Genomic DNA, 24,712 nt, shown 5'->3' on the forward strand with positions numbered 1-24,712 from the left:
TTCCTATTCTCCTCTCTTGTTGTCTCTTGGCATAACTATCGTAATAGTTGATCCGCTGCCTTCCTTGCTATCCATTAAAATCCCGTATTCATCGCCATAAACCATCTGAATTCTGCGGTGCACATTCAAAATGCCGATCCCGCTTCGCCTCGCTTTCCACGGCTGAGCGTCATCGTCCGCCAATCTGTTCTCACGCAGCCGCTGCCGCAGCTTTTCAAGCCGCTTTTCAGATATGCCTGCACCATTATCGCTGACAGAAATAAAAAGCTTTTCCTCCTCATGCCAGGCGTTAATGCGAATATAATGATGCGGCTCAATGCCGCTTTCAAAAGCGTGCTGAAATACATTCTCGACAACCGGCTGTAAAGTAAGGCGCACCGTCCGCTCCAATAGCAAATCTGGCGCAATTAATACTTCCAGTTCAAACTCTCTGCCGATGCGATGCTTCAAAATAATCATATAATTACGCACATGATTGAGCTCATTGACGATTGTGCTTTCCTCCAAATTCGTCTGAACGGAGTAACGCAGCATAAATGCCATTGCCTCAACCATTTCGGATATATCGTCAGAATCCTGGACTATCGCATAGCAATTAATCGTTTCCAGCGTATTGTACAAAAAGTGGGGATTAATTTGCAGCTGCAGCGCTTGGAATTCCGCCTTTTGCCGCTCCAGCTGAATATTTTGCAGCTCAAGCTGCGTTTGCTTCTCCTTTAATTCGGCATCATAAACACGTTCAATCATTTCAGAAAGCCGGCCGACCATCCGGTTATAGCTGTGCACTAGACCGCCAATCTCATCCTCGCGCGGCGCTACTTGAATTAGCTGCCAGTTTCCCCGCTCCGTTTCACGCATGCCGTTGCGCAATGTCCGAATAGGCCTGACTATCGAACGGCCAAATCGAACAGCCAGCACAAGAGCAATAATAAGCGTAATTACACCGACAAGTATTGTCGTGGAACGAATATTAGCGATAGGCACCCGCAGCTCTGCAAGCGGCATCGTAATCGCCATGCTCCAGCCCGAATAGGCAGATTTTCGCGCAATAATCATCCGTTCGCTTCCAGCCACCTCGGCAATCATCCGCTCTTCATTGCCCTGCACAATGCGCTCGGGGATGTCCGTTTGCAGCAATGCGTTCATCGGTTTGGAATCAGGCGCATAGATAACCTCGCCCTCACTGTCGAGAATAAAGAAAAAGCCTTGCTCGCCCAAATCCATTTGCCGCCACAATTCCGTCAATTGCTGCTCATGAAATTCGATGGCCAAAATCCCCTTAACATCGTAAGAGGAATAGCCTCTTATTTTGCGTGCTACGGTAATGACCTTTTCTTTATCTTTCGGCAGAAGGCTTGTTCTCAGAATAGAGACAAACCCGCTTGGCTCTGTAATGCGCTCCAGCTCCTCCAGACGCTTGCTTGTATCCACACTGTGTGAGGAAAAGCCCTGGTTGCCGTCAAATATGGAACGTCCATGATAGCCCAATATATAAATCATATTGATTTGCGTCGGGTACGTAATATACATTTTGCTAAATATATTTTTTTGAATTTCGTTTGTATACCAGTAGTAGTCATAGCTGTCATCCGGATCCATATCCAAAAACCTTTTCACCTGCTTTTGCGATAAAATCGAATCGGATATGCGTTCGAATGTTTTTAGCTGATTATCCGTTTGGTTCGCAGCACTGTTAATGACCGTAGTAAAATATTTTTCGACCTGTGCATCAATGGCCCGCGAAGATTCCATATAGGAAAAAACGCCGACCATCGTAAGAGAAAGTAAAATAACGATGAAAAAATAGAGAAAGAGCTGCTTGGCCAAGCTTCGCTTCATTATTCAATCCCCAACAAAGCCCGGTACTCCGAAGGGGTGTAGCCCGTATTTTTTTTAAACGTTTTTGTAAAATGCGGATGATCCGAGTAGCCTACCTCGTAAGAAACATCCGTTATTTTATAATGAGGTATCGCAAGCAGCTTTTTCGCTTTCTCCATTCTTCTTCTAATGCGGTATTGTACAAAGGTTTCATCGGTCATCTGCTTGAACAACTGACTGAAATAGGACGGATTGAGTCCAAGCCGCTGTGCAGCATCCTCGAGAGTCAGCTCCCTGGACAGATTATTCTCGATATACAGCTTCACTTCCTCAACCGGGTCCTTGGCATTGCCCTTCCGCTTGTTTCGAATAAGCTGCAGCAGCTCTTCAAGCTGCTGCTCAAGCCATTCGAACGGATCGCCTTCTTTTGTCATCGATTGTTCAATAGATGGAGCAGCTGGAAATTGGTAAATATCTCTTTTGTTCAAGCTCCTTACGAGCTGAGCAAGCAGATCGTCGATGACCATTCGCAGCTGATCCGTAAATATCCCTTGTTTTGCACAATAGCTTTTCACATTACGCACCGCTTCACAAGCTGCTTCCTCATTCAAAATCCAAACTGCGTCCTCCAGCTCCTTTAGCCAGCGTTCCTGTTCAGCTATCGGAATAAATACAGCTTGCTGCTTGCTTTCCGAGCAGGCGATTAATTTATGAATAACATTGGCCATCCCGGTTTTTGTAACCGGCTTCAAAATATACTCTTTCACGCCGTAAGATACACACTTTTGCGCATATTCGAAATCGCTGTAGCCTGTAACTACGACTACTTCCGTTTGGAAATTGCTTTCTCGAATTTTGTGGCAGAGCTCCAGCCCATCCATGCGAGGCATCCTAATATCGGTAAATACGAAATCCGGTTTCATCCGCTTTATTTTTTCATAGGCTTCCGCCCCATTCTCAGCAGTTTCGGTCATCACCGCCGATGGAGACAGCTGCACAATCAGCTTTTCAAGCCCTTTACGTATGATCGGCTCATCATCTACTATTAAAAATCGATACATAGGACCACCTCGCTTTATAGGTTAGCTAGCTATTCATATGAATTTTCTTTATTATTGTATCTATCAGTCGCTTCTTTAATAATGGCATTTCCGCCTTTGGACAAATATTCCTCTAATGTTTTATCGAAGCTATCGATAGAATCCTTGCCATATACGATGCGCAGCACCGATTCCAAAATTAACGGCGGCATCTCGTCCGACTTCGGATTGAGATCCGGATTTTGGATCAAGGCTTCTAGACGTGGATCGAATTCAATTCCTCTTCTGCCTTCCTTGGCCAGCATATTGTCAAAAGCGTCGATCATTTGCAGGCCTGTCTCAGAAAGCGAAGATACACGTTTATTATAAGTCGTATCCTGAACCAGCCACAGCCAATAATTCAAATAGCGCATTTTGTCTGTGCCTTCTGTATCAGTCGGAACCTCAAATTTCGGCTCTCCATTAACCAGCTCGTAATCTTCTCCTTCAATCCCGAAGCTAAATAATAAATCAGCCTCGTCGCTTACCATCCAGTTGAAAAACTTTACAATATCGGCAGCTTTGTCCTTAGCATTCACGTTTATGAAGAAGGATCTTGTTACTGGATTGTAATGCGCATAACCGCCTTTGCCATCCGTGCCTGCTGGTGATGGAACTAAAGCTACTTCTGCTTCTGGCACGTTGTTTTTCAGCTGCGCTCCCCAAATCGGAAGCTCATTGGCATTCATCGACCACATGCCCGCTTTGCCGCTCGTTACATTGCTGCGGAAATCCGTGCTCTCAATCGTAGCGAACTCCTTGCTGATTAATCCTTCGTCATACATCGTTTTATACACTTGGATCGCTTTTTTCATATTTTCGGTATCGAAGAAGCTTGGCTTAACTTGTCCGTCTGGAAACAGCTTAAACTGGTTCAAATAGCCAAAAACATCGTAAGCTCCAAAAAATGTATCGGCATATTTAAAGTTTTGTCTGCCTGCAAACGGCTGCTCTACGCCGATTTCCTTAAATGCGCGCAGTACGTCAAGCGTTTCTTCTACCGTTGTCGGGATTTCCTTGTTAACCTTCTTCAGCAAATCTGTACGAATCCATGTCGCGCGGCGTGACGGATTGGATAGCACTTCCGGTATGCCGTAAATATTACCCGTCTTGGAATCCGTCATGCGATCCCAGGCCGCCTTCGGAATAAATTTCAACAAATCCTGCCCATGCTCCTGCAGCAAATCATTCAAAGGCAAAAACACACCGTTTTCTACTGAGCCGGCCAGCTCCGGGCCGCTTATTCCGCCGCTGCCTTGCACAACATCCGGAATATCATTAGTTGCAAACATCTGCACCATTTTTTCCTGATATTCATTGTGCGGGATTAAGCGGATATCCAGATCGGAATTCGTCATCTCCTCCAGCTTCTGCACGTATTTGTCTTTGTTAATATCAGGATGCTTCTCTACGTAGGCAACGTTCAGCGTACGCATCGATATTGAGAACTTTACGGGTTCCTTGTTGGCGCCAGGATCACTGCTTGCTCCATTTGCGCTGGCTTTTGGTGACTCACTAGGCTTATTTACAGGCGCCTTTTCTCCGCCGCAGCCTGCAGCCAAAGCAAGTGTAAGTAAAACGGCTCCTGCTCTTGCTACTATTTTTTTCATCCGTTCCCCTCATTTCAATTGTTTTTAGCTTGGTTAAAGCGTTTTCAAGCTTACCAACAGTATATTTTGAGCGATCACTGCGTCACAATGGACTGTGTTTGTATCGACTTGTCATTTTTTTAGGTACTAGGATTTAATGGATCCGATTAGCATGCCGCTAATAAAAAATCGCTGCAAAAAAGGATAGAGTATAATAATCGGCACTGTAGCGACCAGAATAACCGCCATCTGCACCCCTTGAACGGATTGCGAGGTTACCTCAAATGCCAAATTCCCGGTATCCGTAAGATCATCTGTAATAAGCAGCTCTCTTAGCTTAACCTGCAAAGGATACAAGCTGCGGTTATTAATATAGTATAATGCGTCCATGTATTTGTTCCAATTGGTTACGGAATAAAAAATTCCGACCGTAGCCAAAGCAGGCTTGGACAACGGCAGCACGATGCTCCATAACGTCCTTAATTCACTGCAGCCGTCGATTCGCGCGGCGTCGATAATTTCACTTGGCAGCTGGGCGAAAAAGGTGCGCAGCACGAACAAATTGAAAGCGCTGATCGCGGTTGGCACCATAAGCGCCCACAGTGTATTGGTAAGCCCCAGCTCCCGCATCAGAATAAATTGCGGAATAAGCGGCGCGCTAAAAATCATAGTGAGCAAAATAACGATTAACATCACTCTTCTGCCTACATATTCTTGGCGGGAAAGCGGATAGGCTAGCGTTGCTGTTGCCGCCAGATTGATGGCTGTACCTACCACTGTAATATAAACAGAAATAGCAAAAGCCCGCCAAATCGACTGATCTTCAAATACATACTGATAATAATTCCATGTAAACTCTACCGGCCAAAACATAACCTCGCCGCGATCTATCGCTCCGCTGCCGCTGAAGGACTGCGCTATTACATTAAGAAATGGCAGAAACATCGTAAGCGACAATAAAGTTAAAAATAAATAATTTGTAATATGAAATAGTTTTCTGCTTAAACTATCACGTTTAACCAATGCTGTCACCCCTTTTCTAATACAAAGATTCTCCTGTTGCTTTTTTGCTCAGCGTATTTGCCACGAGAAGCAGGAACAAGCCTACTACCGATTTAAATACTCCTATTGCCGTTGCATAGCTGAATTGCAGCTGACGCAGGCCTGCTTTGTATATATAAGTGTCCAAAATTTCACTATTGCGAATGTTAAGCGGATTTTGGAACACAAACACTCTTTCGAAGCCGTAGTCAAGGAAGTCGCCGATTTTGAGCAAAAATAAAATCGTTACTACCGGCAGCAAGGCCGGCAATGTTATATTAAGCGTCTGCTTCCAGCGTCCTGCCCCGTCAATTTCAGCAGCTTCATATAGATCAGGATTTACGCTTGCGAGCGCAGCCAAATATATGATCGTTCCCCACCCGACATCGCGCCATAGACCCGAACCTACTAGAATGGTGCGGATATAGGATTCCTCGCCAAGAAAGTAGATTGGATCTATTCCGACCCAGCCCAGCATCACATTAAGTACGCCGGATTCTGGCGACAGTATGCCTACAAATATCCCGCTTACAATTACCCAGGATAAAAAGTGCGGAGCGTACATAATCGTTTGAACAATTTTTTTATAGAGCATCAATCTAACCTCGTTAAGAAGCAAGGCTAAAATAATGGGCGCTGTGAAAGCGAATACAATATCATAAATGCCGAGCAGCAGCGTATTTTTCAAAATATTAATAAAATCATAATGACTGAACATACGCTCGAAATGCTTCAAGCCCACCCATGGGCTGCCTGTCACACCATTAAATAAATTGAAATCCTGAAATGCTATAACCGATCCCATCAGCGGAACATATTTAAAAAGTAAAAAATATAAAATGCCCGGCAATGAGATCAAATAAAGCGCCTTGAATTTCCACATATACCCTAGCAGCTGTTTCCCGGTTAACGATTTTTTCTGCTTGTTGCTTGGGTTGCCTAGATTGCTTGCGTTACTTGCCATCGCTAACTCACCTCTTGTTCTTCAAATTGTCCGGCGCATTCTCATCAATTGGAATTTCATCAAATTCGATCTGAATATACCTCGCTTCCCTGTCAATAATCCGCGACAGCTCTCTTGTGAATACTTCTACGATTTCGTCCTTTTGCGCCTGCGTTCGGCCTTCATACATTCTTATCGATATTTGCGGCATCATCTGTCCTCCATTTTGAAAGTTTTATAACGTACTTTTATCCTAAAAGCTAGACCGTCTTCCAACAATGGAATCGCATTTTGCTACTTGTGTTTTTTTTAGGTACCCGTAATCGGGTCGCTGGAACACAATTGCCATAAATGCGCTGAATACGATCGCATTCATTCTGCAAGCCACAAAAAAAGCATCTCTGAAGGATGCCATGGATGTCGATCTTAATGGAAATGTATGCGAAGAAAACTAGACAAGTGCATATGGGGGGACATATGGGGAGAAATAAGCTTAGCTGCATGCGTATTTGGCCGTTTTGAGGTGGTGCAGATGGGTGCAGACCGAATTTGTGTGAAATTTCGTATACATTTGTGCTTTTTGGAAACTTTTTGCTGATTGTGTACGAAATATCGAACACATTCAGCCACATCGGACCATCAACGCCCAGTTTTGTATGAAATTTCATATACAATTGTGCTTTTTGAGTCAATTCTGCTGATTGTGTATGATATTTCATATATAATTGTACTTTTTGGAACTTTTCTGCTGATTATATATGATATTTCATATACAATTGTACTTTTTAGGTCAATTCTGCTGATTGTGTATGATATTTCATATACATTTAGCCGTTTTAAGGTGGCACCAACCGATTCTGTATGATATTTCATATACAATTGTGCTTTTTGGAACTTTTCTGCTGATTGTATATGATATTTCATATACATTCTGCCACGTCGAGATTGCGGCAAGGTAGTTCTGTTCGAAACATAATCCCTTAGCACATACTTTATGTGCAGGCTCAAGTTGCTTTAAATTTTTCTCTCGTGAAAGCGATCCACTCCTGGGCTGCGCGAGACAAATAGCTATCCCTCTTCCAAGCGATCGCCAACTGCCAAGGAATAATTGGATCGATCAACGACACCGCTCGAACTTTATTAGAATCAAGTGAGCGGCAGATCGTATCCGGAAGCATCGTAATACCAAGGTCCGCCCCGACCATCTCACCGATAAAATCCCATTGCGTGCTTTCGTACACGATCCGCGGCTCAAATCCAGCTTTTCGGCATTCGCTTATTATGCGATCATGCAGGGCAAATCCGCTGCTAAACAAAATAAACTTTTCCTCAGCCAGAATTTTCAACGAAATCCGCGATTGTTTCGCGAGCGGATGCGACACAGGTACAATTACCTTCAAGCGATCATCGACGATTTGGAACGAATCGATAGCCTTTTCTTCAACAGGCAAAAGAATAACACCAACGTCCAGTGAACCGTTCTCGATATAATCCTTAATCATTCTCGCCCCTTCTTCAACCAAGGTGACGGAAATGCCAGGATAAAGCTCTTGGAATGACTTGATCACACTCGGAAAGAAATTCGTCCCCGCCATAGGCGGTATGCCGATGCGGATGCTTCCTCTGTTCAGATACGTCAGGTCGTTAAGTTCCGCAGTTAATTGATCAACCATCTGAAGAATAGGTCCTGCATATCTCATGATGGTCTCACCCGCTTCTGTGAGTTTGAATTGATTCCCTTCACGAATGAACACCATTGTATTTAGCTCATTTTCCAAGTTTTTTATGGACTTGCTAATTGTCGGCTGTGTGACATTCAAAGCCTCAGCTGCCTTGGTGAAGCTATTCCATCGCATAATTTCCGATACTTGTTTAATTTGGTGAATATCCATACTAATGCAATGCCCCCCTTCCATAGACAATTGGAATGAAATCAATTCCATATATTCATTTTACTTATGAAATACGAATCTGTATATTTAAGTCTGAAAGGAGCCTTCAGATCCATGAAATCTTTGTTTAAAATTATTGTTCAAGTCCTGTTTTTAATTATTCTCGCCAAATTTTGCGATTTTCTCGTACAGTGGATGCATCTGCCTGTGCCAGGCAGTATTGTTGGCATTATAATCTTGTATACGCTGCTTAAGCTCAAAATTATTCGCCTTAACTGGATTGAGATGGGTTCCCAGTGGCTGCTTTCAGAAATGCTTTTGTTTTTCATCCCTGCAACGGTCAGCATTATTAATTACAAAGCGTTGATTATGCATAGCGGAATTCAAGTGCTCGCTACAATTTTAGGCAGCACCATTGTTGTGATGTTATGCGCAGGATTAATCGGCCAGCGGATATCTAATCGAAATGAGAGTGGCTCCGCATGATACAAGCTGGTTTTTGGTTATTATGCACGGTCATCATATACTTGGCAGCCAAACGCATATACCTGACTTTTCCTAAAATTTATTTTACCCCGCTCTTGATTACGCCACTCGTTGTTATCACCATTATTATCATAAGTGGAGTTTCATATGATACCTACAACAAGGGGGCGGTCTGGCTAACCAATCTGGTTGAGCCTGCCACCATTGCACTGGCTGTTATGCTGTATAAACATATCAATGTTCTGAAAAAAAATATATTAGCTATTCTCGTCAGCGTTTGCTGTGGTGCAATGACCGCTTTCCTAAGCACAACGGCATTAGCGCAACTATTCGGATTGAAAAACGATATTTTGGCCAGCCTTGCTCCTCGAACAGCAACGACGCCAATTGCTGTATCTATCTCTGGCATGATAGGCGGGGTCCCAACCATTACAGCTGTAGCTACCATGATTACCGGTCTTATCGGCATGATCATGGGACCTCTAATTATAAAATGGTGCAGTATCCGCAATCCGATTGGACAGGGTACACTGTTCGGTACCAGCGCACACTCGGCCGGCATCAGTAAAGCATTTGAATATGACGGAGTTGCGGGTTCCATTGCAAGCATCGCAATGATATTGACTGCTTTTATTACACTTATCATAGTCCCGTGGCTGCTCGCATTGTTTCGGCAGGGCTTCCTCCTATAACAAATTCAGCAAATGGCGTATCCAACCCCATCCCCTTCATAAAAAAAGAACCAAGCACACCAGAATAAAGACTCTGGAATCGCTTGGTTCACTTATCTATTATTATTTCTCTATGGACCATATTATCTCGGTTCGGTTAAAGCCTTTTTGGGCATCAAATACGGTACCTATTATAGCAGAGCACTCTAAAGCTGAGCTGCCAATAATATCACAAATATCACAGATTGCACCCTTATTCCAAAGTGATTTCATCACTTCTGTATTCTAAAATATCTCCTGGCTGACATTCTAAAGCCTTGCAAATTGCCTCTAAAGTGGAAAATCGAATTGCTTTTGCTTTACCATTTTTAAGTATGGAAAGATTAGCCATTGTAATTCCGACTCTCTCCGAAAGCTCTGTTACGCTCATTTTTCTTTTAGCCAGCATCACATCAATATTGATTATAATTGCCATCTTTTTCACCTCAGATCGTCAAATCATTTTCTGATTTCATATCAATAGCCTCTTTTAATAGCTTTTGGAGAACTGCAGCAAAAAAGGCAATTACCATAGAGGCGAAAATCAAGACCATTCCGATTATGATGATGCCTGGCGCATCATCTTTTTCAGCAATGAGATAAAAGATCGGCAAGCCTAGCACGAACAAGCTGCTAATTAAGAAGGCACAATACTTAATTTTCTTTAAAACTTGCACAGATAAATCTGAAAAAGCTTTGTTCTTGTCAATATAGCCTAAAAGTTTAAATGCTTGATACAGTGCAAAGTAAAAAGGTATCGCTGCTGCATAAAATACAATAAAAACGAGATATTTTAAATACGCATGATCAGGATACAATACTGCTGTATAATTTGCTATCTCTGGCACCAAAAATATACACAAAGCAAGAACCGGGATTCCAATAAGTATAACGGCGGTCTTTAAAAAAAGTGTTGTTCCTCGTTCCATAAAACTCCCTCAATTCATCAAGTTTTATTTTACTTTACTATATTTTTTATCGTTTTACAATATATTTTAATTGTTTAAAAATATTTTTATGTTGTTTCACTACTTAGTCCATTACTTTTCGGTATTAAAAAAAGACCGCGATTTACGCGATCTTTAATCAATCTTAGCCAGTAAACACATTGCGACCATTCTCCAATGACATTATCCGCTCATAATTAAAAGGGATGCCACTTCGATCAAGATTGGGATTCCGACCGCTGTTGTAGTCCAATTTTTCTGATGAAATAACCCTTGTAATGGATAAAATTGGCCTACAAAGGCGGACGCTGCCGCTTCTCCATTCCCATTCTTACTCTCCGTTCTCCCTTCTTATTGCTTATCAATCGTTGCCCACAATTAATCTACACCCTCTGGCTCGTTATTTCAACTGACGCTTAAGTATGTATGTAGTTTGGCTTTCTTTTACTGCAAGTTCCCATCCTTCATCACCAAGAATATTTAAAACTCTAATGAGGGGGATATTATTGTACTTTGGAAGATGCTCTTTTTCATCCAAAAAGTATCGAACTCCGTATATATCATCCTGTTTTCTCAGGACGGTGTATTCAAACTTCATAACAATCACCTCTCACTCTTTTCTTTTGATATTACCACATAATGGATGGAATGTAAGATGAAAATATAATAATTCAATTATTCCTGAGAAAAAGAAAAAGAACTGCCAAAAGGCAGCTCTAATTACTATATTTTGTTATAAAGCTATTTAGCGAAACATATCCGTTAATCCGGGACTGTGTTCATTTGGCATTTCTGGCAGTTCAGGAACAGGAAAACCAGCGGGAGGCTGTGTTATGGCTAGCTCGCCATCGTTCCGGCTTGGTGAACTTCCTTGAAATATCTCTGCAATACGAGTTTTATCTAGCCTAAAATTAAATTGTGCATTATGAAAACCCATATCCACATATTTTTTGCATTCCGGATACTTATTAATATCATAATTTGGTATAGGGAAAAGCTTGCCCCAATTAACACCCAATACTTCTAAAGCTTTTGCAAATGCATTTTGATGAGCATTATCTCTAACAATAAGAAAGCCGAGTGTTTCACGGAAGGTTTTATTAGAACTCATCTCGTAAATTCGTGTTTTTTGAAGTACGCCCGTAGATTCAAGGACAACGTTATTCAGCATGTCGCTTATTAAATTTCCATGACTGTAAACCCAAGAACCATTCCATGGATTTCCTCCCGCATCAACAGGCAAAGAGCTTTGTGCACCCATAATGAAATGATGGGGATTGGCGTGCTTGATTGCCTCATCAAGCGGTGCCCTATCCATGCCCGAATTACCTGGAGAAGATTCGCCAGCTCCATTCAATAACTGATTGATCGTATTTTGCACAAGCTCAACATGAGCAATTTCCTCGAGAAAGACACCACGTAACAAGTCGCGGAATTGTTTATCTTTCCCTCTAAAATTAGAGCTTTGAAAAAAATATTGCATCATAGTTCGCATTTCTCCGAACTGTCCGCCTAACGTCTCCTGCAGTACTTTGGCCGCAGCGGGATCAGGCTGATCTGGTTCTATTATATTAATCAATTCTTCCTTGTAATAATACACTGGTTTTCACTCCTTATATGATTTGGTTGTTAGTTTTTACACGCTTTAGTAACGAATTTAGATTTCCCAGAGCATTATATAATTATTCGATTTTAATTTTCATTGGACGGTCTTTCCGTATCTTGTTAAAGGTTTTAGAGAAACTGTTTTAGGGAATATTGGTTACTGAGAATAAATTTTTAAGAGGAAAAGGAGAAAAGAGAAATGAGCATTCAACATAATCCAAATAAAGATAAAATTATATTCCCCTCTTCCCTTCTAAATCGCAATCTATGGTCAGGTTTCCTTTGCGGTTTGGGATTAGTCGCTTTTCTAGATGAAGTGCTATTTCATCAACTGCTTCAATGGCATCATTTCTATGATAAATCAACTACTGCAATTGGCCTGGCTTCTGATGGCTTTTTCCATGCTTTCAGCTGGTTCTGTTCAATTGGAGGTATGTTTATGTTCGCGGATCTTCGCAGATTCAAGGTTTGGTTACCAAAGAGATGGTATGGTGGAATATTACTCGGAGGAGGCTTATTTCAGCTTTATGACGGAATTATCCAGCACAAACTGATGCGTCTTCACCAAATTCGCTATGTAGACCAAGTAATTATCTACGATTTAGTCTGGAATGTAATTGCTGTAGCAATGATCGTTTGCGGAGCCTTTCTTATTAAGTATTCAAAAAGAGATAGTTTAAGATAGGGGAAAAACAATTATGAATTTTAATTTTTTTCAACAAAATAGCAGCTTCTCGCTAGTTCTACTCCTTGTCATTCTCATAGCACTTGTAAGTTATACAGCTGCTGCCGTCCAATCCGGAGATCGTTATAAACCATGGCCCATAAGTCGTTATTTTTACTGGACTATCGGCATTGTTTGCACAGCTGCAGCTGTGACTGGCCCGCTTGCGGCAAGGGCTCACACGGATTACACCGCTCACATGGTCGGTCATCTGCTGTTGGGCATGCTCTCCCCCCTCCTTCTCACTTTAGCTGCCCCAATTACTCTTTTTTTAAAGACAATTAATGTTAAATCCGCACGTCGATTGACATATATATTAAAAAGCCAGCCTCTGCGAATGATTTCCCATCCTATTTCTGCTGCTCTTCTCAATGTTGGAGGCTTATGGTTTCTCTATACAACAGATTTATATATGGCCATGCATAATAATCCCATACTCCATTTTTTGATACATATGCATATCTGGTTAGCAGGCTGGCTTTTTACTTTAAGTATAATCTACATTGAACCTACACCCCATCGTCATAGTTTCTTGCTTCGTGCCTGTGTGTTCGTAACGGCATTTGCTGCACATGGCATATTATCGAAGTATATTTATGCTCATCCTCCTGCAGGAGTGCCGTCAGAGCAAGCAAAAATAGGCGGTATGCTTATGTACTATGGCGGAGATATTATTGAAATCGCTATTATATTAATCTTTTGCAATCAGTGGTTTAGGAAGTCCCGCACTGTTCAGAAATTAGTAAACACTAGTCGGAGACAGGCTCCTTCGCCCCAATGATCAACTCAAGATAATCAATAGAGGATTTTATCTATTTATGTCGAAATCTCTGTTATTATGAAAAATATTAATAAAACCTACATTAAGTATATAGCCATAATTGTATTTATTTTCCTAACATTATTGTGTTTCCGATGGCTTTGGTCAGAGCTGTTTTATACTTCAGACCAGCCTCGCCCGATTAACGGGATACTTGACCTGCGCGGTACGGATTTAGGCAATTCTCCTCCCTTTAACTTGGATGGCGAATGGGAGTTTTACCCGAATCAGCTTATAACCGGACAAAATAAACCGCCAGCTGAACAAGCCGTCGCAATAAAGGTTCCAGGAAATTGGATAAACTCCTTTGATCATGATCATGGAACCTCTTACGGCTATGGTACCTATCGACTGCAGATTTTAATTGATCCTCTCGATGTGCCTGTTGCATTTTGGATAAAAAATATTGAAGCTTCTTCCCGTGCAGAAATAAATGGCGTTTCCGAAAGTAGTTTTGGCAATCCTGCATCAAACAAAACAGAATATGCCCCGAAAAACATTTCTTACACGGCTTCTTATACTAAAGAAGGGACTACAGTAATCGAATTGCTTATTCAAGTAGCCAATTTTGATCAGCCGTTTTCTGGGGGCATTTTAAATTCCATTCGTTTTGGCTCGCAGGCCGCCATTGATTACGTGCGATGGTACTCTATCGGCTTTCAGATGATGACGTTTTTTATTTTGCTGCTTCATAGTTTATATGCTTTTTTCTTTTACTTATTCAATCGTAAGGAAACAGGCTTGCTATTGACGTCCCTTGTTATGCTAACAACTGGGATAGCTATCATGAGCGGTCATGAAAATATACTTTCGCTTTGGTTGCCGATCAACTACACTTGGACGATTAAGCTAAGAATAATATCACTGCTTTGGCAAAATGTATTAATCCTTCTCGTTTTCAGAAAATTCGCTTCGGCCTCTCTGCGAAATGCAGGACTAAAAGTATATATCATAGGTGTGATCTGTCTTACCGGAGCTTTGATCGTTGCACCCGCAGCATGGGTAAGCGGCATCCTTCATTATAATATCTTTTTCCTATTTTATTTATTAGCGTTCATTAGTTTCCTTTTTACCGTTCGGACCATGATATTTAAAGAAAAAGAAGACAAAGATATTATATTTTTACTAATCTGCGCAACTGGCGTCGCATCAAGCGTAATTTGGAGCACTCTGGAGTATATTCTCAATATAACTGCCATTAATACTGTTTACTATCCAATTGATATTGTTGCGGCGCTTATTGGGTTTTCTGCTTATTGGTTCAAACGGTACTTTCGAAATGCCAGGGAAAACTTGTTACTCAACGAGCAGCTAAAAAAAACTGACAAGCTAAAAGACCAATTTCTCGCAAATACATCACACGAGCTTAGAACGCCACTGCATGGCATTATGAATATCGCTGAATCCATCGTAACTGCGGAAAAAGAAAAATTGAACGAGAGCAGTCTTCAAGATATGGAATTAATTATAACGATAAGCCGCCACATGTCTCATACGCTAAGGGATCTGCTTGACGTTACACGGCTCCAGGAGCATCGCATTACTCTTAAGCAAGAACCCTTATGGATACAATCGGTCGCACCTGGTGTAATCGCTATGCTTAAATTTATGTTGGATGGCAGACCAGTTCAACTTCATGTGAATATCGATATCTCCATACCTCCTGTATGGGCTGATGAGCAAAGACTCGTGCAAATTTTATATAATTTACTGCATAATGCCCTTAAATTCACGGAAAAAGGCACTATAACAGTTTCTGCCGAAGTGTTTGAAGACAATATAATCATTCATGTATCTGATACTGGAGTAGGTATGAGTACATTGACTCAAGAAAAAATATTCATGCCTTACGAACAAGGCTCTTACGGAATAAACGATGGTCGGGGCATTGGCCTTGGTCTGAGTATTTGCAAGCAGCTAGTCGAATTGCATGGGGGATTATTAAGTGTTCATTCCGAGCTTGGCAAAGGTTCCGTATTCAGCTTTCATTTGCCAAAAGCAAACAGCTTTAACATTTCAACGTCTCAGCCAAACGATCAGCTTTTTGAAGACAGTATTGATAATACAACAAAAGGATTATTAATTAAAAACGATTCCTTTAACAAACTGACAGTAACAGTTCTTCCCCCTTCCCTGCCGAACGATAAGAAAGTAAATATACTTGCTGTGGATGATGACCCTGTTAATTTGAATGTGCTTGTTAAAATCCTTTCAAACGAGTCATATAATCTTACTACTGCAAACTCTGCGCTTGAGGCGCTGGAATTACTGGAAACTCGAAAGTGGGATCTGCTGATCGCGGATGTGATGATGCCCAATATGTCTGGCTATGAGTTGACGGAATTGGTTAGGAAGCAGTACTCCTTGTCTGAACTTCCTGTTTTATTGCTTACTGCACGCAGTCAGACTGCTGATATTTATACCGGTTTCTCTTCGGGGGCAAATGATTATGTGACAAAGCCTGTGGATGCAACTGAGTTGAAATACCGGATTAGAGCTTTAATTATGATGAAGCTGTCCATTAATGAACGATTACGTTTGGAAGCTGCTTATCTGCAAGCTCAGATTCATCCGCATTTTTTATTTAACACACTTAACTCGCTTATGGCGCTAAGCACAATTGATACCGAAAGAATGAGAGAACTGGGTAATGCTTTCGCATCTTTTTTGCGAATTAGTTTTGATTTTTTAAATACGGGTGAGCTTGTAGAGTTGTCTCATGAATTAGAGTTAGTCAAAGCTTATTTATATATTGAAAAAGAGCGATTTGGAGATAGAGTGTCCGTAGTATGGGAAGTATCGCCAGAAATCAATCCACTTCTTCCCCCGCTTACAATTCAGCCGCTAGTAGAAAATGCTGTGAAGCATGGCCTTCTCAGTCAAAATAAAGGCGGTACCGTTCACATTCGCATTTTGCAACATAGTAATGTTACAACAGTTGAAGTAATAGATAATGGCGTAGGCATGGAGCAACAACAAGTTCTTCAGCTATTGAGCCCAACCATGAAAGGAAAAAGCGGTATTGGTGTTTCTAACACGAACCAACGACTAGTACAGCTATACGGTACAGGCTTATCTATTATTAGTAAACCAAACCAAGGAACTACAGTATCGTTTGTCATTCCAGAATACAAAAACAACCCGATGTAAAACAGTAAAAAGCCGATCCAATTGGGTCGGCTTTTTACTCTAGTTAATACGTTGCTTAATTAAATTTACAAAGGGATATTCAGTCAATAAAATCAGATCGGTTTGAAACATTGTCTCTTCTAATACTGCCAAGCTTTTATCGGCATGATTTTTAGGAATTAATTAATTTTAATAACTCTCGCGGAGTTTCAAATTTATATTTAGCAGGAATAAGCTCATGCTGCTTGCAGCCCCATAAAGCTAACCCAAAGTCAACGCCTGCATCACGAGCACATTCATAATCATAAATGGTATCTCCAATATAAATTGAAGTTTCAGGACTCGCGTGTGAGATTTCTAAAAACTTCAATAATGGATCTGGATTGGGTTTATGTTTTTCAGTATCATCGGCGCAAACCCTGTGTAATAAGTATTGTGTAAGTCCAAATGGAACGAAATCTTGCTGATATTCTTCCATTGTTTTAGAAGTTACAACCCCTTGTACAATTCCTTGCTTTTGTAAAGAATTTAACAGATCTGTAATTCCATCGAAAACCTTTATTGAGCTATAAAAATCCTTCATGAAGTAATTCCATCTCTCATTTGCAACAAGTATATCTGTGATGCCAAGCTGCGGCAACGCAGAAGCACCAGGAATACCTAACACAAATTGCAAATCCGAACTGGAAACCTCCCTGTTGTAATCTGCTTGCAACATTTTTTGCAGGGAGCTGATAACCGCTTTTTCGGTGTCTATTAAAGTTCCATCAATATCAAAGATCACATGATCATATTTGGGCATAAAAACACTTCCTTGCGATAAATTTGGTGTCTTTTGTAAAAATAAAGGCTATTTTAGGTCACACCATATCAGACTTTGCTCATACAGTTTCCCCTGCTGCTTTATATCCATTGAATATGCTCCCGTTTGCTTTTTTATTTCTTTTTTATAATATTGCCCCGTTATGCCTTCCATTGAGCAATCCATAGCTAATTTTAAAGACGGCTTTGCACCTTTTTCTGGACTGGACATAAACAGCTTCAGAAGCGGACGGAAAAAGGAAGGCGCCATTCGTGCTGATTGAGGCGTATAGATGACTCCGGGATGCACAGCATTTACCGTCACAGCAGTGCCTGACAGCTCACGAGCCAGCGCATAAGTGAACATGATAACAGCCAGCTTGGAAGCACTGTATACTTTCATGGAACTATATTGGACAGGATCAGTTAATTTCTCAATATCCAAGCTTTCCGCGTGCATTTCCGAAGCAACGTTTATTATTCGGGAAGGTGCGCTTCTCTTAATTGTTTCCAGCAATAACTGAGTCAAGAGGAACGGAGCATAATAGTTCAAAGCAAAGGTAAGCTCCATACCATCGTTATTTTTTTGATAATCTTTAAATACGCCGCCAGCGTTGTTGATTAATACATGCAATTTGTCATGACGGCTTAAAAATTGATTAGCCAAAGAGCGGATCCCATCACTCGTTGTAAGATCCGCAAGAATAAGCTCGACGTTTCGGTTTCCGCTCCGTTGTATAATATCTTTTTGCGCAGCCTCGCCACGCTCGCGGCTTCTTGCACCTATCACAACATATGCTCCGGATTTCGCAAGTCCAAGAGCTGTTTCTTTTCCGATTCCCGTGCTGGCACCCGTAACTAGACATATCTTTCCGGTCATTTTCATTGAACTTCTCCCTCCTATCAAAGTTTTTCTGTCATTAATAAGTTTCAACATTCAAGTCTCAGTTCCTTTGTAACCTCTTCAGAGTATTTTCTTACTCTCTAATAATCGTTCACGATAAAGTCATTAGAGTGCCAAAACTAGTCATTATCGCCCCCTGTAAGCTGAGAGCGCCAACGCCTATAATGGAACCGTATTCCAAATTTACATAGGAAAGGTGGAAAAAAATTGCGAAAAAATAAAAGTCGAATGTGTATGTTTCTCATCGTTTGCCTGTTCAGCACCTTGTTCCCTGCTTATGGATCAGTGCATGCGGCCGGCAGTGAAAGCAGCACCGAAGACAAAAACATCTATGTGGTGACACAGGATGGAACTAAAAAACTCGAGGTGAATTATGTAAATTTCAATGTGAACCAGCCTGATCAGTGGAGCAATTATGTAGCTCTTTATACTAGTGGAGCGCCATCCACCGTTGGGTATACGAATCATAGTGACGCCGAGTATGCAGGAAAAGTATTCGTAAAAAGTAAAAATGTAGCGATACAAGTTAATGAACAAGATCAAATCATGCGCGTGATCGGACCATTGCAAGAGCCTGTAACCACAGCTACAGAATGGGAAGATAATCAATACATTGATATTCCTGAAGGCGGCTATGTATTGATATCCAGTGACAACTCGTGGAACACAGAACCAAAGCGGCGTGCCAATTTGTTCGCCTTCAAAGGAGGCACAATTGCTCTGGAGAGGAAAGGCGAGCGTCTTACTGCTGCGGATTTCCTTCCATCGACAGAGCCAGGCTTGGACGTTGAGGAAGCAACAGACAAAACCGTTACCACCCCTTCGTACACCATTAAAGGAAAAGTACTGAATTACAAAGCAGAGAACGGTCTTTCTGTAAAAGTTGGCGACATTGCCGCATCTATTCAATCCGATGGATCATTTAATCAGCCAATCACTCTCTTAGAAGGAGAAAATCCAATCTCTGTCAAGCTGCTTCAAAACGACATCCTGCTGGTTGAAAAACAGTTCACACTCACCTATCAAAAAACTGATCTGATCGAGATTGAAGCTCCGCCAGAAGACGTTACAATCAATCCCGTAGGTCCCAAAAAGCCTATCCATTATATTGACAAAGATATAACAGCAATCTCAAATGTGATCGCTATATTCACTACCGAGTACGGTGCAAAAATCCAAATTCCGACCTATAATGTCGCCATTCAGGTTGATGCCAGCAGTAAAGTGACTGCCATAATTAACCCGGCTAAAGATAGCGGTCCACCGCAATGGACAGCTGGCGAGCTTAATATTCCGCAAGGCGGTTATGTGGTCATGGCGCAAGATGACAGCTATGACACGATTGGCCTGAAAAAGTATTTGGCTACCAGCTTTAAATTAGATGATGTGGTCAAACTGCACAAAAACGGCAGTATCGTGCCTATTACTGAGCTAATGAGCGGGACAGGAACAAAACCGCGCCTGCAGCTCGACGGCATGAGCATGTATACAACCGCTGCAACGAAGACGACTATTTCTGGAAAAATCGCAAACCATGAAGACGCTGATGTCTCGATCGGCGGACAAACCATCAATCTTCAAGCTGATGGAACGTTCAGTCATGAAACAATACTTGTCGAAGGGCCGAACTATATCGATGTCGTACTATCCAAAAACGAAATTGAGGTGGATCGCAAATCGGTTATCGTCTACAGCAGGCCTTCCTTGACACCGGAAAAGCAAATTATTTTATGGGTCGATCAGGCAGCCAATGCAAAGAAATTTCAATCAAGCGACAGTGTACTCAAATTTTTGCAGCATGCCAAGGATGCAGGCGTTACAGATGTCGCTTTTGATGTGAAAGGTGTCGAAGGCTACGTTTCGTATAAAAAAAGCAGCATAACTAAGCGTCCCTACGTGAGCGAAATGATTGCCAGCGATCGCAAGGGCTCGAACCCTGATCTCGATCTGCTCGAATTGTTTCTGGAGCATGGCCATGCGCTAGGCCTTAAAATCCATGCGGCCTTTAATGTTTTTGCCGAAGGCTCCATTGCCATGAAGGATTTTGCCATCATTGACGATCATTTGGAGTGGGAAGAGCGCGTATACCGTCCAGAGCCGGAGGATAACGGAGAAATCAAGCGGCTAAGGGAAAGCGCTTATGGCAAGAAAGGTCTGTCAAGCGCATCCGGCGGAGCGGTCGTCTTGTTTGTGAATCCTTCCAACGACGAAGTCCGTAAGTTCCAATTGGATACATTCGAAGAAGTGCTTCAAAACTATGACGTGGACGGCATTATTCTTGACCGAGGCCGTTACGACAATGAAACGGCTGACTTCAGCGATGAGACAAAAGCGAAATTTACTGAGTTTCTGCAGAGTCGAGACAAAGAGCTAACGAACTGGCCAAGCGATATATTCCATTATGACAATGGAAGACGAGTTGATGGTCCGCTTATTCAGGATTGGTGGGAGTTCCGGTCCAGTACGATTCAAAGCTTTGTTGAAGAAACCCGCAGCCTAGTTGATAGCTATTCTGAAAAAAATAATAAAAAAATCCAAACTTCAGCTTACGTTGGCGCCTGGTATGAATCCTATTATTTAAATGGCGTACATTGGGGAAGCAAAAACTTCCGATACGACAGCCGCTTGAACTTTCCTGTGGACTCTATCTATACTGATAATTATTACGAAACCGGCTATTTAGATTCCGTTGATTTCTTGATGGTGGGCACCTATTACGATACGATTGCGAACATTCAGCGCTATATTACGATTGATTCCATTGTGACCAATGGAGAAAGACCGCTTTATGCCGGCATGGCGCTGGCAGATCTGCAGGACCCTGCCCTGCAGCGTGAAATTTTCCAAACCGCGCTGGGCAGCTCGGACGGTCTTATGCTGTTCGACGCATCGCTGGCCAACTGGCCGGTCGTTAAAGCTTCCATTCAAGATGAAGATTATGTGAAGGATTACCAGATCGGCATCAGCAATCCGCGCGACCCTGCATCCTTTATCGAAGGCAGCTACTATAACGTCAGCCGAAACCTTGGCGATCTCAACGTGTTCAGCGAAGAGTTCGGCACCTCGACAGGTACTAATAAATTCGGTGTAGAGGTTGTCACCGACAAGAATGGCATAGTGACTAAGGTCGTCAACAAAAATCAAGCAATTAATTGGAGCTGGGGCGCCCCAGAAGACAACAACAGCCCAATTCCGACAGGCGGCATGGTCGTCTCCGCCCTCGATGAGAACGGAGTAAGAACGAAGCGCCAGCTTGTAGCCAATACTTACAATGTAGGTGATGACATCAGGAGTGCTGCACTATCGGGCTTCCTGAACTATGATGGCAAAACAGTAGCTTCGAAAGAATTTAAAGGCAATGTTAAATTACTTGGCGCCGGTTCGAATATCGAGGTCAAGTTGAACAATATTGCTGCGAACGTCAATCAAAACGGCGATTTTAGCGGAAATGTTGACCTGCAGCCAGGCAGTAACAGAGTGACCTTCGCTGTATATGTTGATGGTATGAAAACGAACGAGAAGACGATTCAAGTAACGTATTCGCCTTCAACCTCCCCTTCTACGGGCGGCGCTCTTGTACTATCTCCAGTTCTGAAGCCGACAGAAGGCGGCATAGTGGTCGTTGTAACTGCCACTCAAACAACGGACGCTGACGGCAACCCGGCAATGAAAGCAGCACTTGATGAAGACACGATCTCCAAAGCTGTAGCCGAATTACAAAAGCTAGGCAATAACGCTAGTAATATCGTCGTCGAAGTGCCAGACTCACAGCAAACGGCTATCGTTACGGTGCCTGCACAAGCTCTTGCCAGCGCTGCCGCTTCGATTGAAGGTGCGGCCTTGATTGTAAAATCCGGCAGCGCCAGCTACAAACTGCCGGCTAGCCTTCTTGATACCGCTGCACTTGCTAAACAACTGGGAGTGTCTGAAGATCATATTCAAGTGACGCTTACTATTACGAAAATAACTGGAACAAACGCGACAGCGATCGCAGAGGCCGCTGCTGCTGCAGGCGGCAAGCTCATCGGAGATGCTTATGATTTCCAAATTTCCGTGCAGGCAGGCGGTAAAACGATAGACATCAATAATTTCAAAGACCAATATGTGGAACGTACTTTATTGCTTAACGGACTTGTTCCAAGCCATTCCTCTGTCATTGTTTTCGACCCGGACACGAAGAGCTTGACGTTCGTTCCAGCACGATTCACTCAAGCTGATGACAGTACGACTGCCACATTTAAACGGACTGGTAACAGCATATATGCCGTTGTCGCTGCGAGTAAGTCATTCCAAGATACAAAAGGTCACTGGGCGCAAGCCGATATCGATCTGCTCGCTTCGAAGCAGCTCGCGAAAGGCGTTACAGACAACTATTTTGTTCCTGACCGATCGATTACACGCGCCGAATTTGCAGCTCTGCTCGTTCGTACACTCGGCCTTGTCGAAGATGATTGGAATAACACATTCAGCGATGTGCATTCGGGTGATTGGTATGCTGCTGCGGTTGCAACAGCTGCCCAAGCAGGCTTGATCCAAGGCTATGAGGACGGCACATTCCGGCCTAACCAAGCGATCAGCCGTGAGCAGCTGGCTGTTCTTGCCTCTCGCGCCAAAGCATTTGTTACAAAAATGGCTGGCAGCTTGAGCACAAGTCCGCTCAGAGGCTTCTCTGACGCCGATGCCATTAGCAGCTGGGCCCAAAGCGCAATGGCCGAAGCTGTTAACTCAGGCTTGATGAACGGATTATCCGATTCCATCCTCGCACCGAAAAATCAATCGACACGCGCTCAAGCCATCGTAATTTTAAAGCGTCTGGCGATTCAGCTAGAGCTTATGGATAAGAACTGATGCGAATGCAGCATTAGTTATGTTAAAGCCCTTTCGCTTCCATTGAGAAGCAGAAAGGGCTTTATTTATTCAATGATTTTTAATTCCAACCTTCGCTGGATTCACTTTTCAAACTCATACGTGCCGCTAAAAAGATTATCATCATGAAAAGCGATAATAAGCATGTCAAAATGTTCGCTCGCAAGTATTTTCTTTAAACTGAATTCGGAATAATAACGATTGTCATACACTGTCAGTTTGTTAAAGCTTTGCGCCAAATATGGCGTAAGAGGATTCATGTAGGAATCTTTCAGCAATAACACATTTAATTGATTGTCTGCATTAGGGTTTTCATAATAAATTTTCCGTCTGTCTCCTCCATAGATGCTGCCATACGTATATGTGCTGCGCCCCCGTTTGAAACCATAAAAATCGTTAAAGCTTTGATTAAATTTGGAGCCGTCCTTATTGATAACCTCGAACTGTTCAAATATAAACGGTACTTCCGGTTCGTATATCATCGTTCTATCAGCTGTTTTTGGATTGACTGCAAAGTTGATTTGCACGTTATAACTGCCTTCAAAATGACCCGCCGTTAATGCAGAAACCTTTATATCGTTCAAAGTCATCGGCTCATCCTCGAATTGATCCGATCGATTCGAAATTTGAGTGATCATTTCTTGATAAGCAGCAAAAGCACCTTTAATATTCCAATGATGATCCGTCTCCAAGTAGAGCTCCTCTAACTGTGCGTTCGTAAATGTATCGAACTTATCTCCAATATTCACTACGTTAACAGATTCAGCTAGTTTGGACAAAAAATAATCTTTCGATTGGGCATAAGCCTCCGTCTGCATATAAGCAGGATATAAATGCATCAGTGACTTTGTTCTCGATGGATTGAAAACAAAAAAAGTTTCTGTATTTAGCTGCTCTGCAAATGCAATCATATCGTTTAATTTTGCAGCAGCAGTGTCAATCTTATCCGTATGAACGACTTTATCGGGAATCGGCAATAACCATTTTTTATTGATCATGACTAGATTGGATACAACTCGAGAATCTTTCACAACTGTTCCTTCTTCGGACTTCTGTTTCGCTTTTACTTGAAATAAGTTTTCAAGCAGCATCGAGTTGAAAATTTTAGAGTTTTGCTGCTTTTGATAGATGCCAACCATCTCGTTGCGCAGTACGATTTGATCATTGAAGTACTGATTCATATCTTCGAAATAACGATGAGTGGCTAGCGCTTCAAAGCTGAAAGCAGGCAATTTGCTTAACGATCTATTTTCAATAGCAGAGATGTCTTTATCAGGAGAAATAATACTGGCAATGGCGATGCCGAAAATAATTGCTAGAAATAAGGCCATATAAACGATAGAAACAGTTTTGTTCAT

Annotated in this window: 20 protein-coding genes; 6 read left to right on the forward strand and 14 right to left on the reverse strand. The window is 42.2% G+C overall.

The annotated features are described in order from the left end of the window. Window positions 1-3: 3 nt before the first annotated feature. From V1L65_RS12320 to V1L65_RS12350, 7 genes are all read right to left on the reverse strand, one after another. A complete protein-coding gene (locus tag V1L65_RS12320; protein WP_331699447.1) occupies window positions 4-1,839 on the reverse strand; it encodes a sensor histidine kinase in 1,836 nt (611 codons plus the stop codon). Further along, window positions 1,839-2,879, reverse strand: a complete 1,041-nt coding sequence (locus V1L65_RS12325) for a response regulator transcription factor (protein WP_331699448.1) — start codon at window positions 2,877-2,879, stop codon at window positions 1,839-1,841. The genes V1L65_RS12320 and V1L65_RS12325 overlap by 1 nt, the downstream gene beginning before the upstream one ends. Before the next feature lie 29 nt (window positions 2,880-2,908). Then, window positions 2,909-4,507 (reverse strand): extracellular solute-binding protein, encoded by a 1,599-nt coding sequence (locus tag V1L65_RS12330; protein WP_331699449.1) that lies wholly within the window; start codon window positions 4,505-4,507, stop codon window positions 2,909-2,911. 126 nt (window positions 4,508-4,633) lie between these two features. Next, window positions 4,634-5,509: a carbohydrate ABC transporter permease gene (locus V1L65_RS12335; protein WP_331699450.1), complete on the reverse strand. Its 876-nt coding sequence runs from the start codon at window positions 5,507-5,509 to the stop codon at window positions 4,634-4,636. A 16-nt stretch (window positions 5,510-5,525) separates the two neighbouring features. Continuing rightward, a complete protein-coding gene (locus V1L65_RS12340; protein ID WP_331699451.1) occupies window positions 5,526-6,491 on the reverse strand; it encodes an ABC transporter permease in 966 nt (321 codons plus the stop codon). Between the two features lie 7 nt (window positions 6,492-6,498). After that, window positions 6,499-6,684: a tautomerase family protein gene (locus V1L65_RS12345; RefSeq protein WP_331699452.1), complete on the reverse strand. Its 186-nt coding sequence runs from the start codon at window positions 6,682-6,684 to the stop codon at window positions 6,499-6,501. Window positions 6,685-7,474: 790 nt separating this feature from the next. Next, window positions 7,475-8,362, reverse strand: a complete 888-nt coding sequence (locus V1L65_RS12350) for a LysR family transcriptional regulator (protein ID WP_331699453.1) — start codon at window positions 8,360-8,362, stop codon at window positions 7,475-7,477. 114 nt (window positions 8,363-8,476) lie between these two features. Between V1L65_RS12350 and V1L65_RS12355 the strand changes: the two genes are divergently transcribed. After that, a complete protein-coding gene (locus V1L65_RS12355; protein ID WP_331699454.1) occupies window positions 8,477-8,848 on the forward strand; it encodes a CidA/LrgA family protein in 372 nt (123 codons plus the stop codon). After that, entirely contained in the window at window positions 8,845-9,540 is a 696-nt protein-coding gene (locus tag V1L65_RS12360; RefSeq protein ID WP_331699455.1) for an LrgB family protein, read from the forward strand. Before V1L65_RS12355 ends, V1L65_RS12360 begins: the two co-directional genes overlap by 4 nt. Before the next feature lie 232 nt (window positions 9,541-9,772). On the opposite strand, the gene V1L65_RS12365 is transcribed toward V1L65_RS12360, so the two are convergent. The 4 genes from V1L65_RS12365 to V1L65_RS12380 all read right to left on the reverse strand — a co-directional run bounded on the left by V1L65_RS12365 (window position 9,773) and on the right by V1L65_RS12380 (window position 12,105). Beyond that, window positions 9,773-9,994, reverse strand: a complete 222-nt coding sequence (locus tag V1L65_RS12365; protein ID WP_331699456.1) for a helix-turn-helix domain-containing protein — start codon at window positions 9,992-9,994, stop codon at window positions 9,773-9,775. Between the two features lie 10 nt (window positions 9,995-10,004). Then, window positions 10,005-10,487 (reverse strand): DUF2975 domain-containing protein, encoded by a 483-nt coding sequence (locus V1L65_RS12370; RefSeq protein ID WP_331699457.1) that lies wholly within the window; start codon window positions 10,485-10,487, stop codon window positions 10,005-10,007. Between the two features lie 418 nt (window positions 10,488-10,905). After that, window positions 10,906-11,103, reverse strand: a complete 198-nt coding sequence (locus V1L65_RS12375; RefSeq protein WP_331699458.1) for a hypothetical protein — start codon at window positions 11,101-11,103, stop codon at window positions 10,906-10,908. 147 nt (window positions 11,104-11,250) lie between these two features. Continuing rightward, entirely contained in the window at window positions 11,251-12,105 is an 855-nt protein-coding gene (locus tag V1L65_RS12380) for a manganese catalase family protein (protein WP_331699459.1), read from the reverse strand. 204 nt (window positions 12,106-12,309) lie between these two features. Here V1L65_RS12380 and V1L65_RS12385 point away from each other — a divergent pair, with 204 nt between their 5' ends. The 3 genes from V1L65_RS12385 to V1L65_RS12395 are packed head-to-tail and all read left to right on the forward strand — an operon-like array spanning window position 12,310 to window position 16,804. Continuing rightward, window positions 12,310-12,795, forward strand: a complete 486-nt coding sequence (locus V1L65_RS12385; RefSeq protein ID WP_331699460.1) for a DUF2243 domain-containing protein — start codon at window positions 12,310-12,312, stop codon at window positions 12,793-12,795. A gap of 13 nt (window positions 12,796-12,808) precedes the next feature. Continuing rightward, window positions 12,809-13,615, forward strand: coding sequence for a cytochrome c oxidase assembly protein (locus V1L65_RS12390; protein WP_331699461.1), 807 nt, complete (start codon window positions 12,809-12,811; stop codon window positions 13,613-13,615). A gap of 57 nt (window positions 13,616-13,672) precedes the next feature. After that, window positions 13,673-16,804 carry a hybrid sensor histidine kinase/response regulator gene (locus tag V1L65_RS12395; RefSeq protein WP_331699462.1) on the forward strand — a complete coding sequence of 1,044 codons (3,132 nt, stop codon included), beginning with the start codon at window positions 13,673-13,675 and terminating at the stop codon, window positions 16,802-16,804. A gap of 151 nt (window positions 16,805-16,955) precedes the next feature. Here V1L65_RS12395 and V1L65_RS12400 read toward each other — a convergent pair whose 3' ends face one another. Together V1L65_RS12400 and V1L65_RS12405 are read right to left on the reverse strand one after the other, a co-directional pair. Next, a complete protein-coding gene (locus tag V1L65_RS12400; RefSeq protein ID WP_331699463.1) occupies window positions 16,956-17,585 on the reverse strand; it encodes an HAD family hydrolase in 630 nt (209 codons plus the stop codon). Window positions 17,586-17,633: 48 nt separating this feature from the next. After that, the gene (locus V1L65_RS12405; protein ID WP_331699464.1) at window positions 17,634-18,470 is read right to left on the reverse strand and encodes an SDR family oxidoreductase; all 837 of its coding nucleotides are present in this window, start codon (window positions 18,468-18,470) and stop codon (window positions 17,634-17,636) included. A gap of 225 nt (window positions 18,471-18,695) precedes the next feature. On the opposite strand from V1L65_RS12405, the gene V1L65_RS12410 reads away from it, so the two are divergent. Next, window positions 18,696-23,336 carry an S-layer homology domain-containing protein gene (locus V1L65_RS12410; protein WP_331699467.1) on the forward strand — a complete coding sequence of 1,547 codons (4,641 nt, stop codon included), beginning with the start codon at window positions 18,696-18,698 and terminating at the stop codon, window positions 23,334-23,336. Between the two features lie 101 nt (window positions 23,337-23,437). Here the strand turns inward: V1L65_RS12410 and V1L65_RS12415 are convergent, their stop codons facing one another. Further along, window positions 23,438-24,712, reverse strand: coding sequence for a DHHW family protein (locus tag V1L65_RS12415; protein ID WP_331699468.1), 1,275 nt, complete (start codon window positions 24,710-24,712; stop codon window positions 23,438-23,440).

Source organism: Paenibacillus sp. IITD108 (assembly GCF_036541265.1).
Taxonomy (GTDB): domain Bacteria; phylum Bacillota; class Bacilli; order Paenibacillales; family Paenibacillaceae; genus Pristimantibacillus.